This window comes from Flagellimonas sp. (assembly GCF_965215805.1).
Taxonomy (GTDB): domain Bacteria; phylum Bacteroidota; class Bacteroidia; order Flavobacteriales; family Flavobacteriaceae; genus Flagellimonas.
The window spans coordinates 2,425,492-2,441,204 of sequence record NZ_OZ244124.1; the positions used below are offsets into that span (position 1 = coordinate 2,425,492).

Annotated in this window: 15 protein-coding genes; 4 read left to right on the forward strand and 11 right to left on the reverse strand. The window is 42.0% G+C overall.

The features are described from left to right. The first annotated feature begins 272 nt into the window (after nt 1-272). Nucleotides 273-821, forward strand: a complete 549-nt coding sequence (locus ACOOE0_RS10700; RefSeq protein ID WP_420398919.1) for a ClpP family protease — start codon at nt 273-275, stop codon at nt 819-821. 270 nt (nt 822-1,091) lie between these two features. Continuing rightward, a complete protein-coding gene (locus ACOOE0_RS10705) occupies nt 1,092-2,450 on the forward strand; it encodes an FAD-dependent oxidoreductase (RefSeq protein WP_420398920.1) in 1,359 nt (452 codons plus the stop codon). Between the two features lie 34 nt (nt 2,451-2,484). Here the strand turns inward: ACOOE0_RS10705 and ACOOE0_RS10710 are convergent, their stop codons facing one another. Both ACOOE0_RS10710 and ACOOE0_RS10715 read right to left on the reverse strand, forming a co-directional pair. After that, nucleotides 2,485-3,264: a zinc ribbon domain-containing protein gene (locus ACOOE0_RS10710; RefSeq protein ID WP_420398921.1), complete on the reverse strand. Its 780-nt coding sequence runs from the start codon at nt 3,262-3,264 to the stop codon at nt 2,485-2,487. 3 nt (nt 3,265-3,267) lie between these two features. After that, nucleotides 3,268-4,362: a Nif3-like dinuclear metal center hexameric protein gene (locus tag ACOOE0_RS10715; protein ID WP_420398922.1), complete on the reverse strand. Its 1,095-nt coding sequence runs from the start codon at nt 4,360-4,362 to the stop codon at nt 3,268-3,270. Nucleotides 4,363-4,409: 47 nt separating this feature from the next. On the opposite strand from ACOOE0_RS10715, the gene lpxK reads away from it, so the two are divergent. Continuing rightward, a complete protein-coding gene (gene lpxK / locus ACOOE0_RS10720; RefSeq protein WP_420398923.1) occupies nt 4,410-5,408 on the forward strand; it encodes a tetraacyldisaccharide 4'-kinase in 999 nt (332 codons plus the stop codon). Here lpxK and ACOOE0_RS10725 read toward each other — a convergent pair. The 9 genes from ACOOE0_RS10725 to ACOOE0_RS10765 all read right to left on the reverse strand — a co-directional run bounded on the left by ACOOE0_RS10725 (nt 5,405) and on the right by ACOOE0_RS10765 (nt 14,190). Further along, nucleotides 5,405-7,579, reverse strand: coding sequence for an ATP-binding protein (locus ACOOE0_RS10725; protein WP_420398924.1), 2,175 nt, complete (start codon nt 7,577-7,579; stop codon nt 5,405-5,407). The two genes, lpxK and ACOOE0_RS10725, sit on opposite strands and share 4 nt — an antisense overlap. 44 nt (nt 7,580-7,623) lie before the next feature. Further along, a complete protein-coding gene (gene gap, locus ACOOE0_RS10730) occupies nt 7,624-8,634 on the reverse strand; it encodes a type I glyceraldehyde-3-phosphate dehydrogenase (RefSeq protein WP_420398925.1) in 1,011 nt (336 codons plus the stop codon). 26 nt (nt 8,635-8,660) lie between these two features. Next, nucleotides 8,661-9,536 (reverse strand): lipoyl synthase, encoded by an 876-nt coding sequence (gene lipA, locus ACOOE0_RS10735; RefSeq protein ID WP_420398926.1) that lies wholly within the window; start codon nt 9,534-9,536, stop codon nt 8,661-8,663. A gap of 60 nt (nt 9,537-9,596) precedes the next feature. Then, nucleotides 9,597-10,097, reverse strand: coding sequence for an RNA polymerase sigma factor (locus ACOOE0_RS10740; RefSeq protein WP_420402214.1), 501 nt, complete (start codon nt 10,095-10,097; stop codon nt 9,597-9,599). 90 nt (nt 10,098-10,187) lie between these two features. Continuing rightward, complete coding sequence (locus ACOOE0_RS10745; protein WP_420398927.1) at nt 10,188-10,397, reverse strand: membrane or secreted protein; 210 nt, start codon at nt 10,395-10,397, stop codon at nt 10,188-10,190. 72 nt (nt 10,398-10,469) lie between these two features. Next, a complete protein-coding gene (locus ACOOE0_RS10750) occupies nt 10,470-11,228 on the reverse strand; it encodes an anti-sigma factor domain-containing protein (protein ID WP_420398928.1) in 759 nt (252 codons plus the stop codon). Continuing rightward, nucleotides 11,225-11,791 (reverse strand): RNA polymerase sigma factor, encoded by a 567-nt coding sequence (locus ACOOE0_RS10755; RefSeq protein ID WP_138839451.1) that lies wholly within the window; start codon nt 11,789-11,791, stop codon nt 11,225-11,227. Before ACOOE0_RS10755 ends, ACOOE0_RS10750 begins: the two co-directional genes overlap by 4 nt. A gap of 192 nt (nt 11,792-11,983) precedes the next feature. Next, nucleotides 11,984-13,000, reverse strand: coding sequence for a UDP-N-acetylmuramate dehydrogenase (gene murB, locus ACOOE0_RS10760; RefSeq protein ID WP_420398929.1), 1,017 nt, complete (start codon nt 12,998-13,000; stop codon nt 11,984-11,986). Then, nucleotides 13,000-14,190: a pyridoxal phosphate-dependent aminotransferase gene (locus ACOOE0_RS10765; protein ID WP_420398930.1), complete on the reverse strand. Its 1,191-nt coding sequence runs from the start codon at nt 14,188-14,190 to the stop codon at nt 13,000-13,002. The genes murB and ACOOE0_RS10765 overlap by 1 nt, the downstream gene beginning before the upstream one ends. A gap of 185 nt (nt 14,191-14,375) precedes the next feature. Here ACOOE0_RS10765 and ACOOE0_RS10770 point away from each other — a divergent pair, with 185 nt between their 5' ends. Beyond that, the gene (locus ACOOE0_RS10770; RefSeq protein WP_420398931.1) at nt 14,376-15,677 is read left to right on the forward strand and encodes an aspartyl protease family protein; all 1,302 of its coding nucleotides are present in this window, start codon (nt 14,376-14,378) and stop codon (nt 15,675-15,677) included. Nucleotides 15,678-15,713 lie beyond the last annotated feature (36 nt).

The window sequence follows — 15,713 nt, forward strand, 5'->3', positions numbered from 1 at the left end:
GTACTGGAATAGGAAAGTTACACGATATAGGTGTTGGATAAATCGATGTACGACCCGTTTTTCGATAAGGTGACAAAATCATAGATAACTGTCAATCAGGTACTTATATCGTTAGTTTTATCGGTAAACGTATGCAAATTATCGATGAGGAACCCTTTTGCCGGCATTTTTAGCCCATGGATGGGAATCCGTTTAGCTATGGATATTTCCTAGGGTTAAGGATTTTGGTACTTATAATTTGATTAATTTTGGAACTTTACAAAACACAAAGAATGAGTTCAAAAAAAGGTAAGGTTAGTGAATTGATCCAAGAGAAATTATTGGATGAGCGCAAGGTGTTTTTATGGGGAATGGTAGATGATGATTCGGCAAAACATGTTATTGATCGCTTGTTGTATTTGGATCTTCAAAACAATGATGAAATTCAACTGATTATCAATAGCCCTGGTGGGTATGTAACCTCAGGTTTTGCTATTTATGATACCATAAAACAAATTAAAAGTCCAGTGTCAACCGTATGTTCAGGATTGGCAGCTTCCATGGGATCCATTTTACTTTCGGTAGGAGAGAAGGGAAGGCGATTTATCCAACCTCACGCCAGGGTCATGATCCACCAACCTAGCGGCGGTGCCCAAGGGCAAGCTTCCAATATAGAAATACAGGCCAAGGAGATTATCAAGACCAAGGAATTGGGTGCTAAAATTCTAGCGGATAACTGTGGACAGGACTATGACAAGGTGATGAAAGATTTTGATCGCGACTATTGGATGGGAGCCGATGAATCCCTGGAATACGGAATAGTGGACGGCATTTTGGAATAAAACTCTTCTTAAAAGGGAAAAAGTCCTTCGCAATAAATTGTGAAGGACTTTTTATATATAGAGACGCCGAAGCGGAATATTTAATATATATACGGCAACTATGGTGCCAAAAGTTTATCCCTACCCAAAAAAAACTTTTCACCATAAATTTTTCTTCAAGAAAAAGACCTGTGCACATTAGGTGGCACTGGCGTCTAAGAGACAATACGGCATGAAATACTGCCTATTTTCCGTACTTTTATAGCTTAACTAGAATAGGCCCACGGGCATATGACACAGACTCCAAAAAATATTGCCATCATCGGTTCAGGATTGGTGGGTTCCCTCTTAGCTATATTTTTAAGAAAAAAAGGACATTCGGTTACGGTATTTGACCGTAGACCGGATATCAGAACTATAGAATTCTCGGGAAGGTCCATTAATTTGGCCATGAGCAATAGGGGCTGGAAGTCGCTCCGCAAGGTGGGGCTCGAAGAAAGTATTAGGGAAATAGCCATTCCCATGGACAAAAGGGCCATGCATGTTTACGACAAGCCAGTGTATTACCAGAATTACGGCAAAGATGGGGAAGCCATCTGGTCCATATCCAGAGGGATTCTCAATAGAAGAATGATCGATTTGGCGGAAGAGGCAGGGACAGAGTTTCGATTCAACGAAAAAGTGTGGGATGTGGATCTTCCTGAAGCTAAGATATATACCGGGGAAACCGTTAAAAGTGCTTGGAAGGAGTATCAATTTGACCTGATTTTTGGATGTGACGGGGCCTTTTCACGGGTTAGGCATAAAATGCAACGCCGTAGTAGGTTCGATTACTCACAGGATTTTATTGATGTGGGCTATAAGGAGCTTACCATCCCACCCAATCCAGATGGTACCCATAAATTGGGTAAAAACTCATTCCATATTTGGCCAAGAGGCCAGTTTATGCTCATTGCCTTGCCCAATATTGATGGGAGTTTCACCTGTACGCTGTTCCTACCTTTTGAGGGAGAGGTCTCCTTTGATAAAATAAAAACGGAGGAAGATGCGAAAACTTTTTTCAAAACCTACTTTCCCAATGTTCAGAAGGAAATAGAGAATCTTACCCAGGATTTCTTTAAGAATCCCACCAGTGCCATGGTTACCATGAAATGTTATCCTTGGACCTATTGGAACAAGGTTGCCCTAGTTGGGGATTCGGCACATGCCATAGTTCCTTTTTATGGACAGGGTATGAACGCTGGATTTGAAGATATTTATCAGTTGGACGAGCTCATGGGCCAGTATGGTGATGATTGGGACCGCATTTTTGGGGAGTATCAAAAAATACGCAAACCCAATGCCGATGCCATTGCCGAGCTCAGTTACCGAAATTTCATGGAAATGAGCAGTAAAACTGCCGATCCCATGTTCTTATTGCAAAAGAAAATTGAAAAACATTTTGCGGCCAAGCACCCTGATAGATGGATTCCGGTGTATAGTAGGGTTACCTTTTCGGATAGGCCTTATGCAGAAGCCCTGGCCATAGGGGACGAGCAAGAAAAAATCATGCAAGAGGTAATGAAACTTCCCGATATCGAATCCAAGTGGGATTCTGAAGAGGTTGAAAAAGAGATTTTGAAACTGCTCAACAATAAAAAAGCCACCTAAAAGGTGGCTTAGTTTTTTTACTTTATGGTCCAAATTAGATTTTGGCAAACAATTCTTGCATTCTTGCTTGCTCTTCCTCGGCCAATAATGGATCTACCAAGATTCTTCCACTATGCTCATCGGTAATGATTTTCTTTCTGGAAGCAATCTCTACCTGAACTTGGGGAGGGATGGTAAAGAAAGAACCGCCGGAAGCGCCCCTTTCAACAGGAACAACAGCCAAACCGTTTTTCACATTGTGGCGGATTCTCTTGTAGGCCTGAATCAAGCGCTCTTCGATTTTCTCCTCAAATTCCTCGGACTTCTTTAATAGTGCTTTTTCTTCTTTTTCAGTTTCGGCCAAAATAGCGTCCAACTCACCTTTTTTATGCTTTAGGTGACCTTCTCTTTCCGTCAATTTTTCCTTGGTTTCGGAAATGACCTCTTTTTTCTGCTCTATTTGGGCCTTAAATTCTTTGATGTTCTTTTCAGCCAATTGAATTTCCAATTCCTGAAACTCTACCTCTTTGCTCAAAGAGTTAAACTCACGGCTGTTGCGAACATTCTTTTGTTGTTCAGCATATTTTTTGATCAATGCTTTGGACTCCTCAATGAGATTTTTCTTGGCCGCAATCTCAAAATTTACGGTTTCAACGTCGGTCTTTAGCTTGTCCATTCTGGTTTTAAGCCCCAGTACCTCATCTTCCAAGTCTTGCACCTCCAAAGGAAGTTCGCCCCTAACATTGCGTATTTCATCAACCCTGGAATCGATAAGTTGTAGATCATATAAAGCTCTTAACTTTTCTTCCACGGTGTTTTCACTTTTGTTCGCCATATATTATAAATACTTGATGGGATTTGTAATGCTCTCCGATAAAGAGATTGCAAAATTAGGAATTTTTTTGATAAGATAATCAACCAATAAATCTTTTGTAAACTGCTCAGTTTCAAAGTGCCCAATATCGGCAATGACCAATCGCTTTTCGGCCTGATAAAACTCGTGATATTTGATGTCCGAGCTCACAAATATGTCAGCTCCAGACTTTAATGCCGCTTTAATGGCAAATGCTCCACTGCCTCCTAAAACAGCCACTTTTTTCACCTTTTTGCCCAACAACTCGGAATGCCGGACCATGGATGCATTCATTTTTTCCTTCAAGTGCTGAAGAAATGCGGTTTCCTCCATCTCATTTTCCAGCGTACCCACCATACCCATACCAATATCCTGATTTACGTTCTGAAGGGTAGTGATCTCATAGGCAACTTCTTCATAGGGATGGTTGGCAAACAAGGCATTTAGGATGGCTTTTTCCTTTTCAAATGAGAAAATTACATGGATTTGCACCTCTTTTTCATTATGTACTTGGCCAATACTCCCCACAGAAGGGTTGGTTGCATCACCTGGTTTAAAGCTTCCGGTACCTTCCGTACTGAAACTGCAATTGCTATAATTTCCAATTTCACCCGCCCCTGCCTTGAACAAAGCGGATTTAACCGTTTCCACAGCTTCCACAGGGGCATATGTGGTCAGTTTTTTGATGGTTCCTTGTTTCGGAATCAGGATTTTTGGGTTTTGGATACCAAGCACCTCGCAAATTTTGGCATTGACTCCCATTTTACTGTTGTCCAATGCCGTATGCATGCTGTAGATGGCAATGTTATTGGCAATGGCCTTGAGAACCACCCGCTCTACATAAGTACTCCCTGTGATTTTTTTTAGTCCTTTAAATATAATGGGATGAAAGCTCACGATGAGATTGCAATTCTTGGAGATGGCTTCGTCCACCACTACCTCCAAGGTGTCCAAGGTTACTAATATACCCGTAACTTCTTGATTGTGGTCACCTACCAATAGTCCCACATTGTCAAAATCCTCGGCATATGAGAGTGGGGCCAGTTCCTCCAGAATATTTGCGATTTCCTGTACGGTCATAGAGTTCTTGTTAATGGGCTAAAGATAAAATATTATATTTTCGCCCTATGCTTCAATTCCTCCGGAAAATAGCGTTTCCGTTTTCCTTGATCTATGCCTTGATCGTCCATATCCGCAATTATTTGTTTGATTGGGGTGTTTTTAAGTCGATTTCCTATAAAACACCAACCGTTTGCGTAGGTAATCTGAGTGTGGGAGGGACCGGAAAAACGCCTATGATCGAATATCTCATACGCACTTTGTCCAACCGTAAAATTGCTGTTTTGAGTAGGGGATATAAGCGAAAATCCAAGGGATTTTTGCTGGCAACTCCTGCTTCAACGGTTGCGGAGTTGGGGGATGAACCTTTTCAAATCCATCAGAAATTCCCGAATGTTTTTGTTGCTGTTGACGCAGATCGGAGAAATGGGATTATGCAACTGGAAAAAGTGATGCAACCGGATGTGATTCTTTTGGATGATGCGTTTCAACATCGAAAAGTGAAGCCTAAATTTTCCATATTGTTGACCGCCCACGGCCAGTTATATCCCAAGGACTGGTATTTGCCAACAGGTAACTTAAGGGATGCCAAGCGAGAAGCGCGGAGGGCAGACATTATTGTGGTTACCAAATGCCCTGAAAACTTACCCAAAACAGCAAAGGATGCAATTACAAGTCTTTTACGGCCAAAACCCCACCAACGGGTTCTTTTCTCCCATCTTTCTTATGCGGAAAAGCTTAAGGATGGCAAAGGTAACGAGCTTGCTCCTTCAGAATTAGGGGATCAGAATATTGCTTTGGTAACTGGAATTGCCTCGCCTGAACCTTTGGTTCAGCATTTAAAGGAACTAGGAATCGATTTCCAGCATTTAGCCTTTGGGGATCATCACAACTTTTCATCAGATGAAATTGAAAAGTTTAAGCAATACGATTCCGTACTCACTACGGAAAAAGATTTTGTTAGGCTTTCTGGAAAGGTGGAACCTCTATATTACTTGGAAATAGCCCATGAATTTAATCTAGAAGATGGAAGTCGGTTGAAAGAAGTAGTTGAAAGTCAGCTTTAAACCAGACCTTCCATTTTTTTCTTGAAGATGTTCTCCCCAATTTTCTGATAGAAAACTTCTGGTTTGAAGGGTTTGGTTACCACATCGTTGCATCCCGCCTCATAGAAACTATCCAAACTATCATCCAAAGAAATGGCTGTTAGTGCAATAATGGGGATTTCATCATCAAACTTTCTGATCTGTCTTGTAGCTTCCTCCCCACTGATACCCGGCATATGAATGTCCATCAAAATGGCGTTGTAGGTGTTGGCTTTCGCCAAATCAATGGCTTCATTACCATTGTTGGCAATATCGCAGGTAATTTCCTTTTTGGTCAGCATTTTTTTGGTAATCACCTGATTGATCTTGTTGTCCTCCACAACCAGGAGGTGCAGACCTTTAAAATTGAATTCTTCGGGATTGAGCTCAAAGGCCACCTCATCTATCGCGCTATTATCACATTTCAAGTCAAGCTCAAAGAAGAAGGAGCTACCATGGCCCAGTTCACTTTCCAGATGAACCTTGCTGCCAAATAAGCCTAGAAGACTTTTCACAATGGTCAATCCAAGGCCGGTGCCACCATATTCGCGATTGATCTGAATAGATCCCTGCTCAAAACTGTCAAAGATGTTCTTTTGTTGATCTTCCGAAATTCCAATACCATTGTCCTTGACCTCAAAGTAAAGTTTGACCTCATCTTCCTCCTTGCGCAACATTTTGGCAATGACCTCAACCTTGCCATCTTTGGTGAATTTCAGGGCATTTCCTACCAAATTCATGAAAATCTGGGAAATCTTGATAGGGTCACCCAAGAGCTGCTGTGGAATGTTTGGGTCGTAATCCAGCACCAGACTTGTGTTGTTTTCACCCGCGTTTTGCTGTAACGAATCCACCACATCCGCCAATACTTTATGCAGTTTGAACTCAATATTCAACGGTTCCAGCTTGTCTGCATCAATTTTATTGATTTGAAGAATGTCATTGATGAAATTCAGTAGGTAGTCCCCAGAGAATTTAAGGGATTTTAAATGTTCCTTTTGGTGATCCGCCGGATTTTCCTCCAAGAGTAGGTGTGTAAGCCCCGTTACCGCATATAGAGGAGTTCGTAATTCGTGAGTCACTGTGGACAAGAAGTTGGTCTTGGCCTCCATGGCAGAAACCGCAGAGTCACGGGCCAGCTCCAATTCCTTGTTCTTGGTGTACAACAAGTCGTTGGTTTTCAGCTTTATCTGATTATTTCGGAATAAGGAAACGGCCAAAAGCGAAATTATCGTCAAAAACGCTGATGTTAATATGGCAGTTATCTCAGAACGGTTCTTGGATTCGCTTAATTCCTCGTTTTTGGCTGTAAGCTTGTTGATTTCGTTCATTTGGTGCTCAAACCGTATTTTATCAGCAGTTTTGGCCTCCAATTGAACCTTTTCAATATTGAAAATGGAGTCTCTAATTTTCTCAAGTACCTTGGTGTAGTTTAAGGCCTGGCTAAAGTCTCCCGTTTTTTCATAGATGGAGGACAGACTCTGGTTGGCCGCTTTTACTTCCTTAAAAAAACTGTGCTTTTCCGCCAGTTCCAATGCGGCTTGGGAGTGGATTACCCCTTCTTCCAAATCGTTGAGTTCCAAGCTTATTTTGGCCAACTGAAGATTGGCCTTGGTAGCCAAATAGGGACGTTCCTTATCATCGGAATTGACAATTAATGCATGGAGATTTTTAATGGCATCCTCATACTTTTCAATATTGGTGAAGATGTAGGCCTCCAATAGCAAGATATTGTTCCCCAAATTACGGTTGTTGCTGAGTTTTCTGCTTTCCTCCAAAAGCTTGAGCGATTGAAAATTGTTTCCTTCATCATATCGCAGCGCAGCATCCAAATAGTTGTGAAATGCTTGTCCATACGAATAGGAAAGGCCTTTTAGTAGAATACTGGCTCGATCCCAATAAAAAATGGTGGTTTCCCGATCCCCTTCTTCAAGGAATAAACGGGCATATTGATGGTAGGTGTCCAACAAAAGCTTGGCATCCTCATTGTTCTCGGCAATTTCCGCTGCCTGATCCAAGGTTTCCAAGGCTTTTTCAATCTTGTTCTGATGCCGATGAACCATGAATTCATCGAAAATAGCTTGTACCTTTTCAGTGGAACTTATATCATTTTGACCAAACGAAAGCTGGGTGCAAAGGAAAATGCACAGCATAAAGCATCTTAAAACGCCAAGATGTTTATATATCAGATTCGAGGTCAAACGTAATTTTTCTTAATAAACAAAGCTATTAAATCAATAATTCTGGAACAATATCCAGTTTCATTGTCGTACCATCCGATAATTTTCACCATTTTCCCAATAACGGAGGTCATCAAAGAATCAAACGTACAAGAATAGCAACTATTGTTTATATCGATGGAAACAATGGGGTCTTCGGTAAAATGCAATACGTTTTTAAGTTCGTTATTGGCGTAATACTTAAAAGTACTGTTTATTTCGGCAATTGAGGTATCTTTTTTCACATTGAAGGTAATATCCGTCAAAGAGCCATTGGGAACGGGAACTCTAATGCCGCAACCTCCTATCACATCAGATAAATCCGGGAAAATCCGCGTCAACGCTTTGGCAGCACCAGTGGTAGTAGGAATGATGGACTGGCCTGCTGCCCTGGACCTTCTTAAATCCCGATGGGGCCTGTCGTGCAGACTTTGGTCGGATGTATACGAATGTATTGTGGTTATATAAGCTTGTTCAATGCCACACAGCTCGTTGACCACCTTGATCATGGGGGCCGCATTGTTGGTCGTGCAGGAAGCATTGGATACAATATCGTCCTCCGCATTTATAATATCCTCATTGACCCCAAGCACTACCATTTTGATGTTGTCTTCCACTGGGGGAACGGATAAAATCACCTTTTTTGCCCCATTTTTTAGGTGAAACTCCAAATCTTCTTTCGTTTTGAACTTTCCTGAGGCTTCCACCACAATATCCACTTTATGGGTATCCCAATCAATCTGGCTTGGATAGTCGTGGTTTAAAACGGCTACACGTTGTTTTTCAGCTATGATATCATTCCCTTCTGCGGTTATGTCCGTTGGAAGCATCCCATGGATGCTATCATACTTGAGCAGATGGGCCAAGGTTTTGGCATCCGTAAGGTCATTGACCGCTACCACATTGATATTAGGGTGTTGTTGCAGTAGCCTAAAAAGTGTTCTGCCGATACGTCCAAAGCCATTAATGCCAATGTTGATTTGCTTCATAAGAGGAGAAATGCGCTGGATTAATCCTAGTGGATATGCTTGTGGGCTTTATAGGAGGAACGTACCAAAGCACCGCTTTCTACATGTCTGAAGCCCATTTCCAGACCAATTTCCTCATACTTTTTAAACTGTTCGGGCAAGATGAACTCTTTGACCGGTAAATGTTTTTTTGAGGGTTGGAGGTATTGTCCAATAGTGACCACATCCACGTCTGCTTTCCGTAGATCCTCCATGGTCTGGATTACCTCTTCTTCCTGTTCCCCAAGGCCTAACATAATTCCGGATTTGGTTCTATTGGCTCCATTTTTTTTCAGGTAATTGAGCACTTCCAAACTTCTTTCATATTTGGCTTGGATGCGCACCTCGCGCGTAAGCCTTTTAACCGTTTCCATGTTATGCGAAATTACCTCGGGGGCAACCGCTAGAATACGATCCAAATGCGTTTCGATACCCTGAAAATCGGGAATAAGTGTTTCCAAGGTGGTTTCCGGGTTCATTCTTCGGATGGCTTTCACGGTTTCAGCCCAGATAATGGATCCCATATCCTTTAGGTCATCCCGATCCACGGAAGTAACCACAGCATGCTTAATGTTCATGATCTTGATGGAACGCGCCACTTTTTCCGGCTCGGCCCAGTCCACACTTTCGGGTCTGCCCGTTTTAACACCACAGAAACCGCAGGAACGGGTGCAAATATTTCCCAGAATCATAAAAGTGGCTGTACCTTCACCCCAGCACTCTCCCATATTGGGGCAGCTACCAGAGGTACAGATGGTGTGCAAATCGTACTTATCCACCAAGCCTCGTAGCTGGGTGTATTTTTTTCCTGTGGGAAGTTTAACCCTTAGCCATTTCGGTTTTCCTTTGGGGGGGAGAACGTTTTCTTGAGTGACTGTGCTCATAAAAGAAATTTGAAGTGCAAAGATACGAAACTGGGCAGGAAACCAAGCGCTTTGAACGCGCTAGTGCTTTTGGATAATCTCGGCCAAAAGTTTCTTGGCGCGAAGCAATTTTACCTTAATGTTGTTGACCGGTTCGTTGAGTTCCTTGGCGATTTCGGCATAACTCAATTCATTGAAATACCGCAGGTTGATCACTTTCTGGTAATGGGGCTTCAATTTTTTGATATCCCGTAGCAAATTGGCCAAGTTTTGCTCTATGATCAATTGGTCTTCAACCGAAGGGGACTCGTCCAGTACCTTCTTTACTTCATCACCATGACTGTCCATTTCATCCAACAAGCTTCGCTTGCGTTTTCGAATAAGATCCACATGAAGATTTTTGGAAATGGTGATCAACCAAGTCTTGAACTCATAGGATTCGTCATAGGAGTCAATCTTATCAAAGGCTTTGGAGAAGGTACGGATGGTGATATCCTCGGCATCGTTCTCATTTTTGGTCCGCGCCAATTGAAAGGCATATACCTCGTTCCAAAAGGAATCCAATAATAGGCTAAAGGCCATTTGATTACCATTTTTGGCCTTGTGAATGTTTTCCTTGATGGATTGCTCCGTTTTGTTCAAAAAATTGAGATTTACCAAGTAGGTTGCGAGCTATTGCAGCTCAGGAATGGAATCCTTCTTGCATTCCTGTTCACTGGGAAGTTTGCCACAATACCCACAGGCCTCGCCTTCTTTGTTTAGATACGGGTTTTGACTTGCACAGGTGCCTGCAAATTTGCCATCTTTTTTGGACCAAATCTTTATTGCAATTCCAGCAAAGGCAAGTGCTAGGAGACCAATGGTCAATAATGCTAACTTCATATTCCAGCTTTTGCGCAAAGGTACAAAATACCCAGCTAAAGCGGTTACGGTTAACGTATTTTAAACAAATACTTAGTAGTTGATATTGGCTACAATATTCTTGACGGTAGGGGAAGTATTCCCACCTTCTGGCTCAATGGTAATGTACCCAATGGCATTGTCTGCATAGGGAAGGGCCAAAAGCTTGTCCTTATCCTCAAATTGCTTGATTACACCTAGGTTTACCAGTTCACCATTGACTTCTGCCCACATCTGGAAACATTTGTTTTCCGGTAATTCGGGAACATTGCTCACATTGATGTAGGAAAGCTTTTTAACAGGATTGATGTAGGCCACTGCTTTAAGCTCCTTGCCCTCTTTTTTACCGTTAAGCCTGTATCTTTTGGTGGCGGGATTGTTCAGGACAATAAATTGGTTACGAACATCCTCCAATTGGTTTTTCATATTCTCCTCCAGATACTTGATTTGGTTGGTCACCAAAGTATTTTCCATTTGCAGGTTTTGGTTTTGGTTCCAGAAGAAATAGGAAGCTCCTGCCAATATAAGAATGGCTACACTGGCGGCTATACCGTAACTAAAGAATTTGCGGCTGACCGCTTTTTCCTTTTTGGCGCTATGCAAAATGATTTCCTTAAGACCTTCAGGGGTTTTTCGGGCATACATTTTGGCAAATGTCTCCAAGTTGTCCTGAAGTTGGTTATAAGTGTCCCTAACCTCCGGATACATGGTTATATAACGCTCGGCTTGAAGCGTTTCATCCTTGGAAGTTTCACCCAAAAGATATTTTTCCAATATATCGGAATCCAGAAATCGTTGTACTTTTTCTTTCATGACAATAAATTTATTAGTAGGAGAAGGGCCATCGAGGTGCCGTAAATCTTACCAAGCTCCCGCAATCCAATTTTGAGCCTGGACTTGATCGTTCCCAGAGGAATTTCCAGTTCGTCACTGGCCTCTTGCTGTGTCATCCCTTGAAAAAATAGGGCTTCCAGCACTATACGATACTTGTCTTCTATCTTGTCCAAGTTCTCTTGGACATCCATAAATTCGGGCCTAATGCCACTTACTCCTAGATTATATACGTCAGAAACGTCTATTTGGACTTCCTTGTCCGCTTTATTATTGATACTCCTTAGTTTGTCAATGGCCGTATTTCGCGTAATTCGGAACAGCCAGGTAAACAGTTTGGCTTTGGAAGCGTCATAAGAATCCGCTTTTTTCCAGATTTTGACAAAACTCTCCTGCAGCACATCCTGGGCTAAATCCTCATCCTTAACCACTTTGTAAGCCACCCCAAACAGGGTATCCCCATAATTATCATACAATAGCGAAATCGCCTTATCATCCTTTTCAGCAAGTAAGGAAACAATATGTCTTTCAATTAGTGTACTCATCTAGGGGCTGTTGGCTAAATTTTGGGGGCAAAAATCTAAAATAAGCTTTATCTCGTATATAAGGTAACGCTAAGTTAGAAAATCGATTATTCCACGGCGTTAAATTATTGCTTAAAGAACATACTTGTAGAAGTATTTAAATTTTGGTTAGTTTGGTTTGGTATAACCCCTGTTATTGATGCAATGCAGGGGTTATTTTATGATGTTTACCTCTGGGGTGATTTTAATCTTGAATTTTTTTTCAACTTCTTCCTGGATTTTTTCAGCTAAATCCAAAATTTCCTTGCCCGAGGCGTTTCCATGGTTCACCAATACCAGGGCTTGTTTTTGATGCACACCGGCATCGCCAAATCGCTTGCCCTTAAACCCACATTGTTCAATCAACCATCCAGCGGGAATTTTGAATTGACCATTATCCACCTCATAAGAAGGAGCATCCGGATTTTTTTTCTTGAATTTCTCAAAGGTTTTCTTCGAAATAACGGGGTTCTTAAAGAAGCTTCCACTATTTCCAATATCCTCGGGGTCTGGAAGTTTACTTTGCCGAATGGCAATAACAGCATTAGAAATATCTTGAATGGTGGGGTAGATTACCCCATTTTTCTTTAATTCCTCTTCGATGGCACCATATCCTGTGTTCAACTGGTGATTTTTTTTGGTCAGCTTTAAGGTTACCGAGGTAATAATGTACTTTCCTTTGCCTTCATTCTTGAAAAAAGAATCCCGATAGCCAAAATTGCAAGCTTCTTGGTCAAATGCTACCAATTCCATAGTATCAATTTCCATGGCCGCACAACTCACAAAAACATCCTTGAGTTCCACCCCATAGGCGCCAATATTTTGGATGGGGGCCGTTCCTACATTTCCTGGAATCAGTGAAAGATTTTCCAAGCCCCCATAACCTTGCTCAAGAGTCCAGAGAACGAGTTCATGCCAGTTTTCCCCAGCCATTACCTTGATCTGTACTTCTTCATCGGTCTCCTCCACAACAGAAATACCCTTGAGGTTGATGTGCATGACCAAAGCCTCAATATCCGCGGTAAGCAAAACGTTGCTTCCGCCACTTAGAATAAACTTGTTGGGATATGCCTTTAGCTCCAACACGCGTTGCAATTGGGCCAGGCCATTGATTTCCACAAAAGAGCGTGCGGCAACATCAATACCAAAGGTATTGTAACTTTTAAGGGATATGTTCTCCGCAATGTTCATTAATTGGTATACTCTTTCAAGGCCGCGCCTAAAATACGCACAGCTTTGATCAATTCTTCTTTTTCAAGCACGTAAGCTATTCTAATTTGGTTTTTTCCTAATCCTTCCGAAGCATAGAATCCTGCCGCGGGAGCAACCATAACCGTGGCTCCGTCCATTTCAAACTTTTCCAACAACCATTGCGCAAAATCATCGGAATTGGAAATAGGCAGTTCTGTAACACAATAGAATGCGCCTTGGGGAACAGCCACTTTGACCCCTTCAATTTTTTGAAGTTCGGACACCAAAATATTCCTACGTTCCGCATATTCGCTGATTACGGCATCAAAATAGGATTTTGGGGTGTCCAATGCGGCTTCACTGGCAATTTGTGCAAAAGTAGGAGGGGATAGGCGCGCTTGGGCAAATTTTAATGCGGTTTGGATCACCTCCTTGTTTCTGGAGACCAAGCATCCAATACGTGCACCGCACATGCTATAGCGCTTGGAAACCGAATCTACCATTACAGCGTGGTTCTCTAATCCTGGCTCCTGAAGAATGGAATAATGTTCCCTGCCATCATAGGCAAATTCCCGGTATACCTCATCTGCAATGAGAAACAGATTGTGTTTTTTTACCAGCTTTGCCAATTGCTGGATTTCTTCCTTGCTATAGAGATATCCTGTTGGATTTCCTGGATTGCAAATAAGGATGGCCTTGGTTTTGGGCCCGATCAATTGTTCAAACTCAGCTATTGGGGGTAAGGCAAAATTGTTGTCGATGCTGGACACAATGGGAACAACCTTTACACCTGCTGCTGTGGCAAAACCATTATAGTTGGCGTAAAAAGGTTCTGGAATGATGATTTCGTCATCTCCATCCATAATGGTGCCCATTACAAAGGATAGCGCTTCAGATCCGCCAGTGGTTACAATAATGTCACTCGCATTAACCGATATGTCGTTTTTGGAATAGTAATCTGCAATTTTCTCGCGGTAGATTTCAGAGCCTTCCGTCATGCTATAGGCCAATACCTCAATGGTATGGTTCCGTACGGCATCCAAAGCTACTTGGGGCGTCTTGATATCGGGTTGCCCAATATTCAAATGGATGACATGGGTTCCCCTTTTTTTGGCTGCTTCGGCATATGGAACCAATTTACGGATGGGAGAAGCTGGCATTTGCCTCCCTTTTTCAGAAATAGTTGGCATGCATTAAATTTTAGGCAAAAATGAGAAAACCAACACTCGCAAACAACACATTCATGTAATATTTAAGGGGTTAGGGGAATGTTAAATTAGAATAAATATCTGCATTAATTTGTATATTTAGTAAGCATAACCTGTTATTAGCTAGGAATTTGAAAAGAAACCTGAAATTTTTTACACTTCTTCTAATGCTGATGCCATTCTTGGTTTCGGCACAGGGTTTTAAGTTGCCCAAGAATCAGAAGTTTCAAAGGGTCGGTTTTGAGATGGTGAACAACCTGATCATAGTTCCTGTGGAGATCAATGGGGCAGAATTGACTTTTGTTTTGGATTCAGGGGTTAGCAAACCCATTTTGTTCAATCTTTCAGATCAGGATTCCATCCAAATCAACAATGTATCGGAAGTGACCATAAGAGGCCTTGGTGATGGCGAACCCATGAAGGCATTGAGTTCCATGGGAAATACTTTCAAACTTGGCAATGCCACGAACCACAATCAGGATTTATATGTTGTTTTGGATAAAGGGATAAATTTTTCCACCTCCCTGGGCATTCCCGTACATGGTATTCTTGGATTTGACCTTTTCCGCGATTTTGTGGTTGAGGTTAATTATGGTACGGGAAATCTGAAATTACATAATCCCAGACTTTATAAACCTCCCAAAAACAGCAAAAAGGCACAGACTATACCCATTTCCATTGAACGGAAGAAAGCCTATGTGGAAGGAACGGTGCTGATGAAGGATGAAGACAATGTGCCCGTAAAACTTTTAGTGGATACAGGGAGTAGTGATGCATTATGGCTGTTCCACCAGCCCGAAAAGGGATTGGAGATTCCTGAAAAGCACTATGAGGATTACCTGGGACGTGGACTCAGCGGTGACATATTTGGTAAGCGAACCAAGATAAGGGGTGTAAAAATTGGGGATTTTGAACTTAAGGATGCCAAAGCTGCCTTTCCTTATCGGGAATCCTTCGGATATATTAAGAACTTGGGTGACAGAAATGGTAGTGTTGGCGGCGAAATATTAAAGCGATTCAATATTATTTTTAACTATAGGGGTGGAACGGTCACACTTAAGAAAAATGCCAATTTTAGGACGCCGTTTCAGTATAACCTTGCTGGGATTGCCCTGCAGCATAATGGGTTGCGTTATATAGCGGAGAGTATCGCCGATTTCAATGGAGTGGTAAGAAATGATGATGCGAACTTTGGAAACGTTCAGATTTTGTTGGAAAATAAAACCAGGCTTAGTTTGGTTCCAGAAATCATCGTTTCGGGGATTAGGGCCGGAAGCCCTGCGGCAGAAGCCGGATTACTGGAAGGAGACGTGATTTTGGCCATTAATGGAAAAAGTATCCACCGGTATAAACTCCAGGAGGTGCTAAAAATGCTCAACGAACGGGAGGGTAAACGCGTGCGGGTATTGATAGAGCGCTACAACAGGGATTTACTGTTTTCCTTTGTCCTTAAAAATGTATTTGAATAAAATAAAAAAGCCCCGATTTCTCGAGGCTTTTCTTCT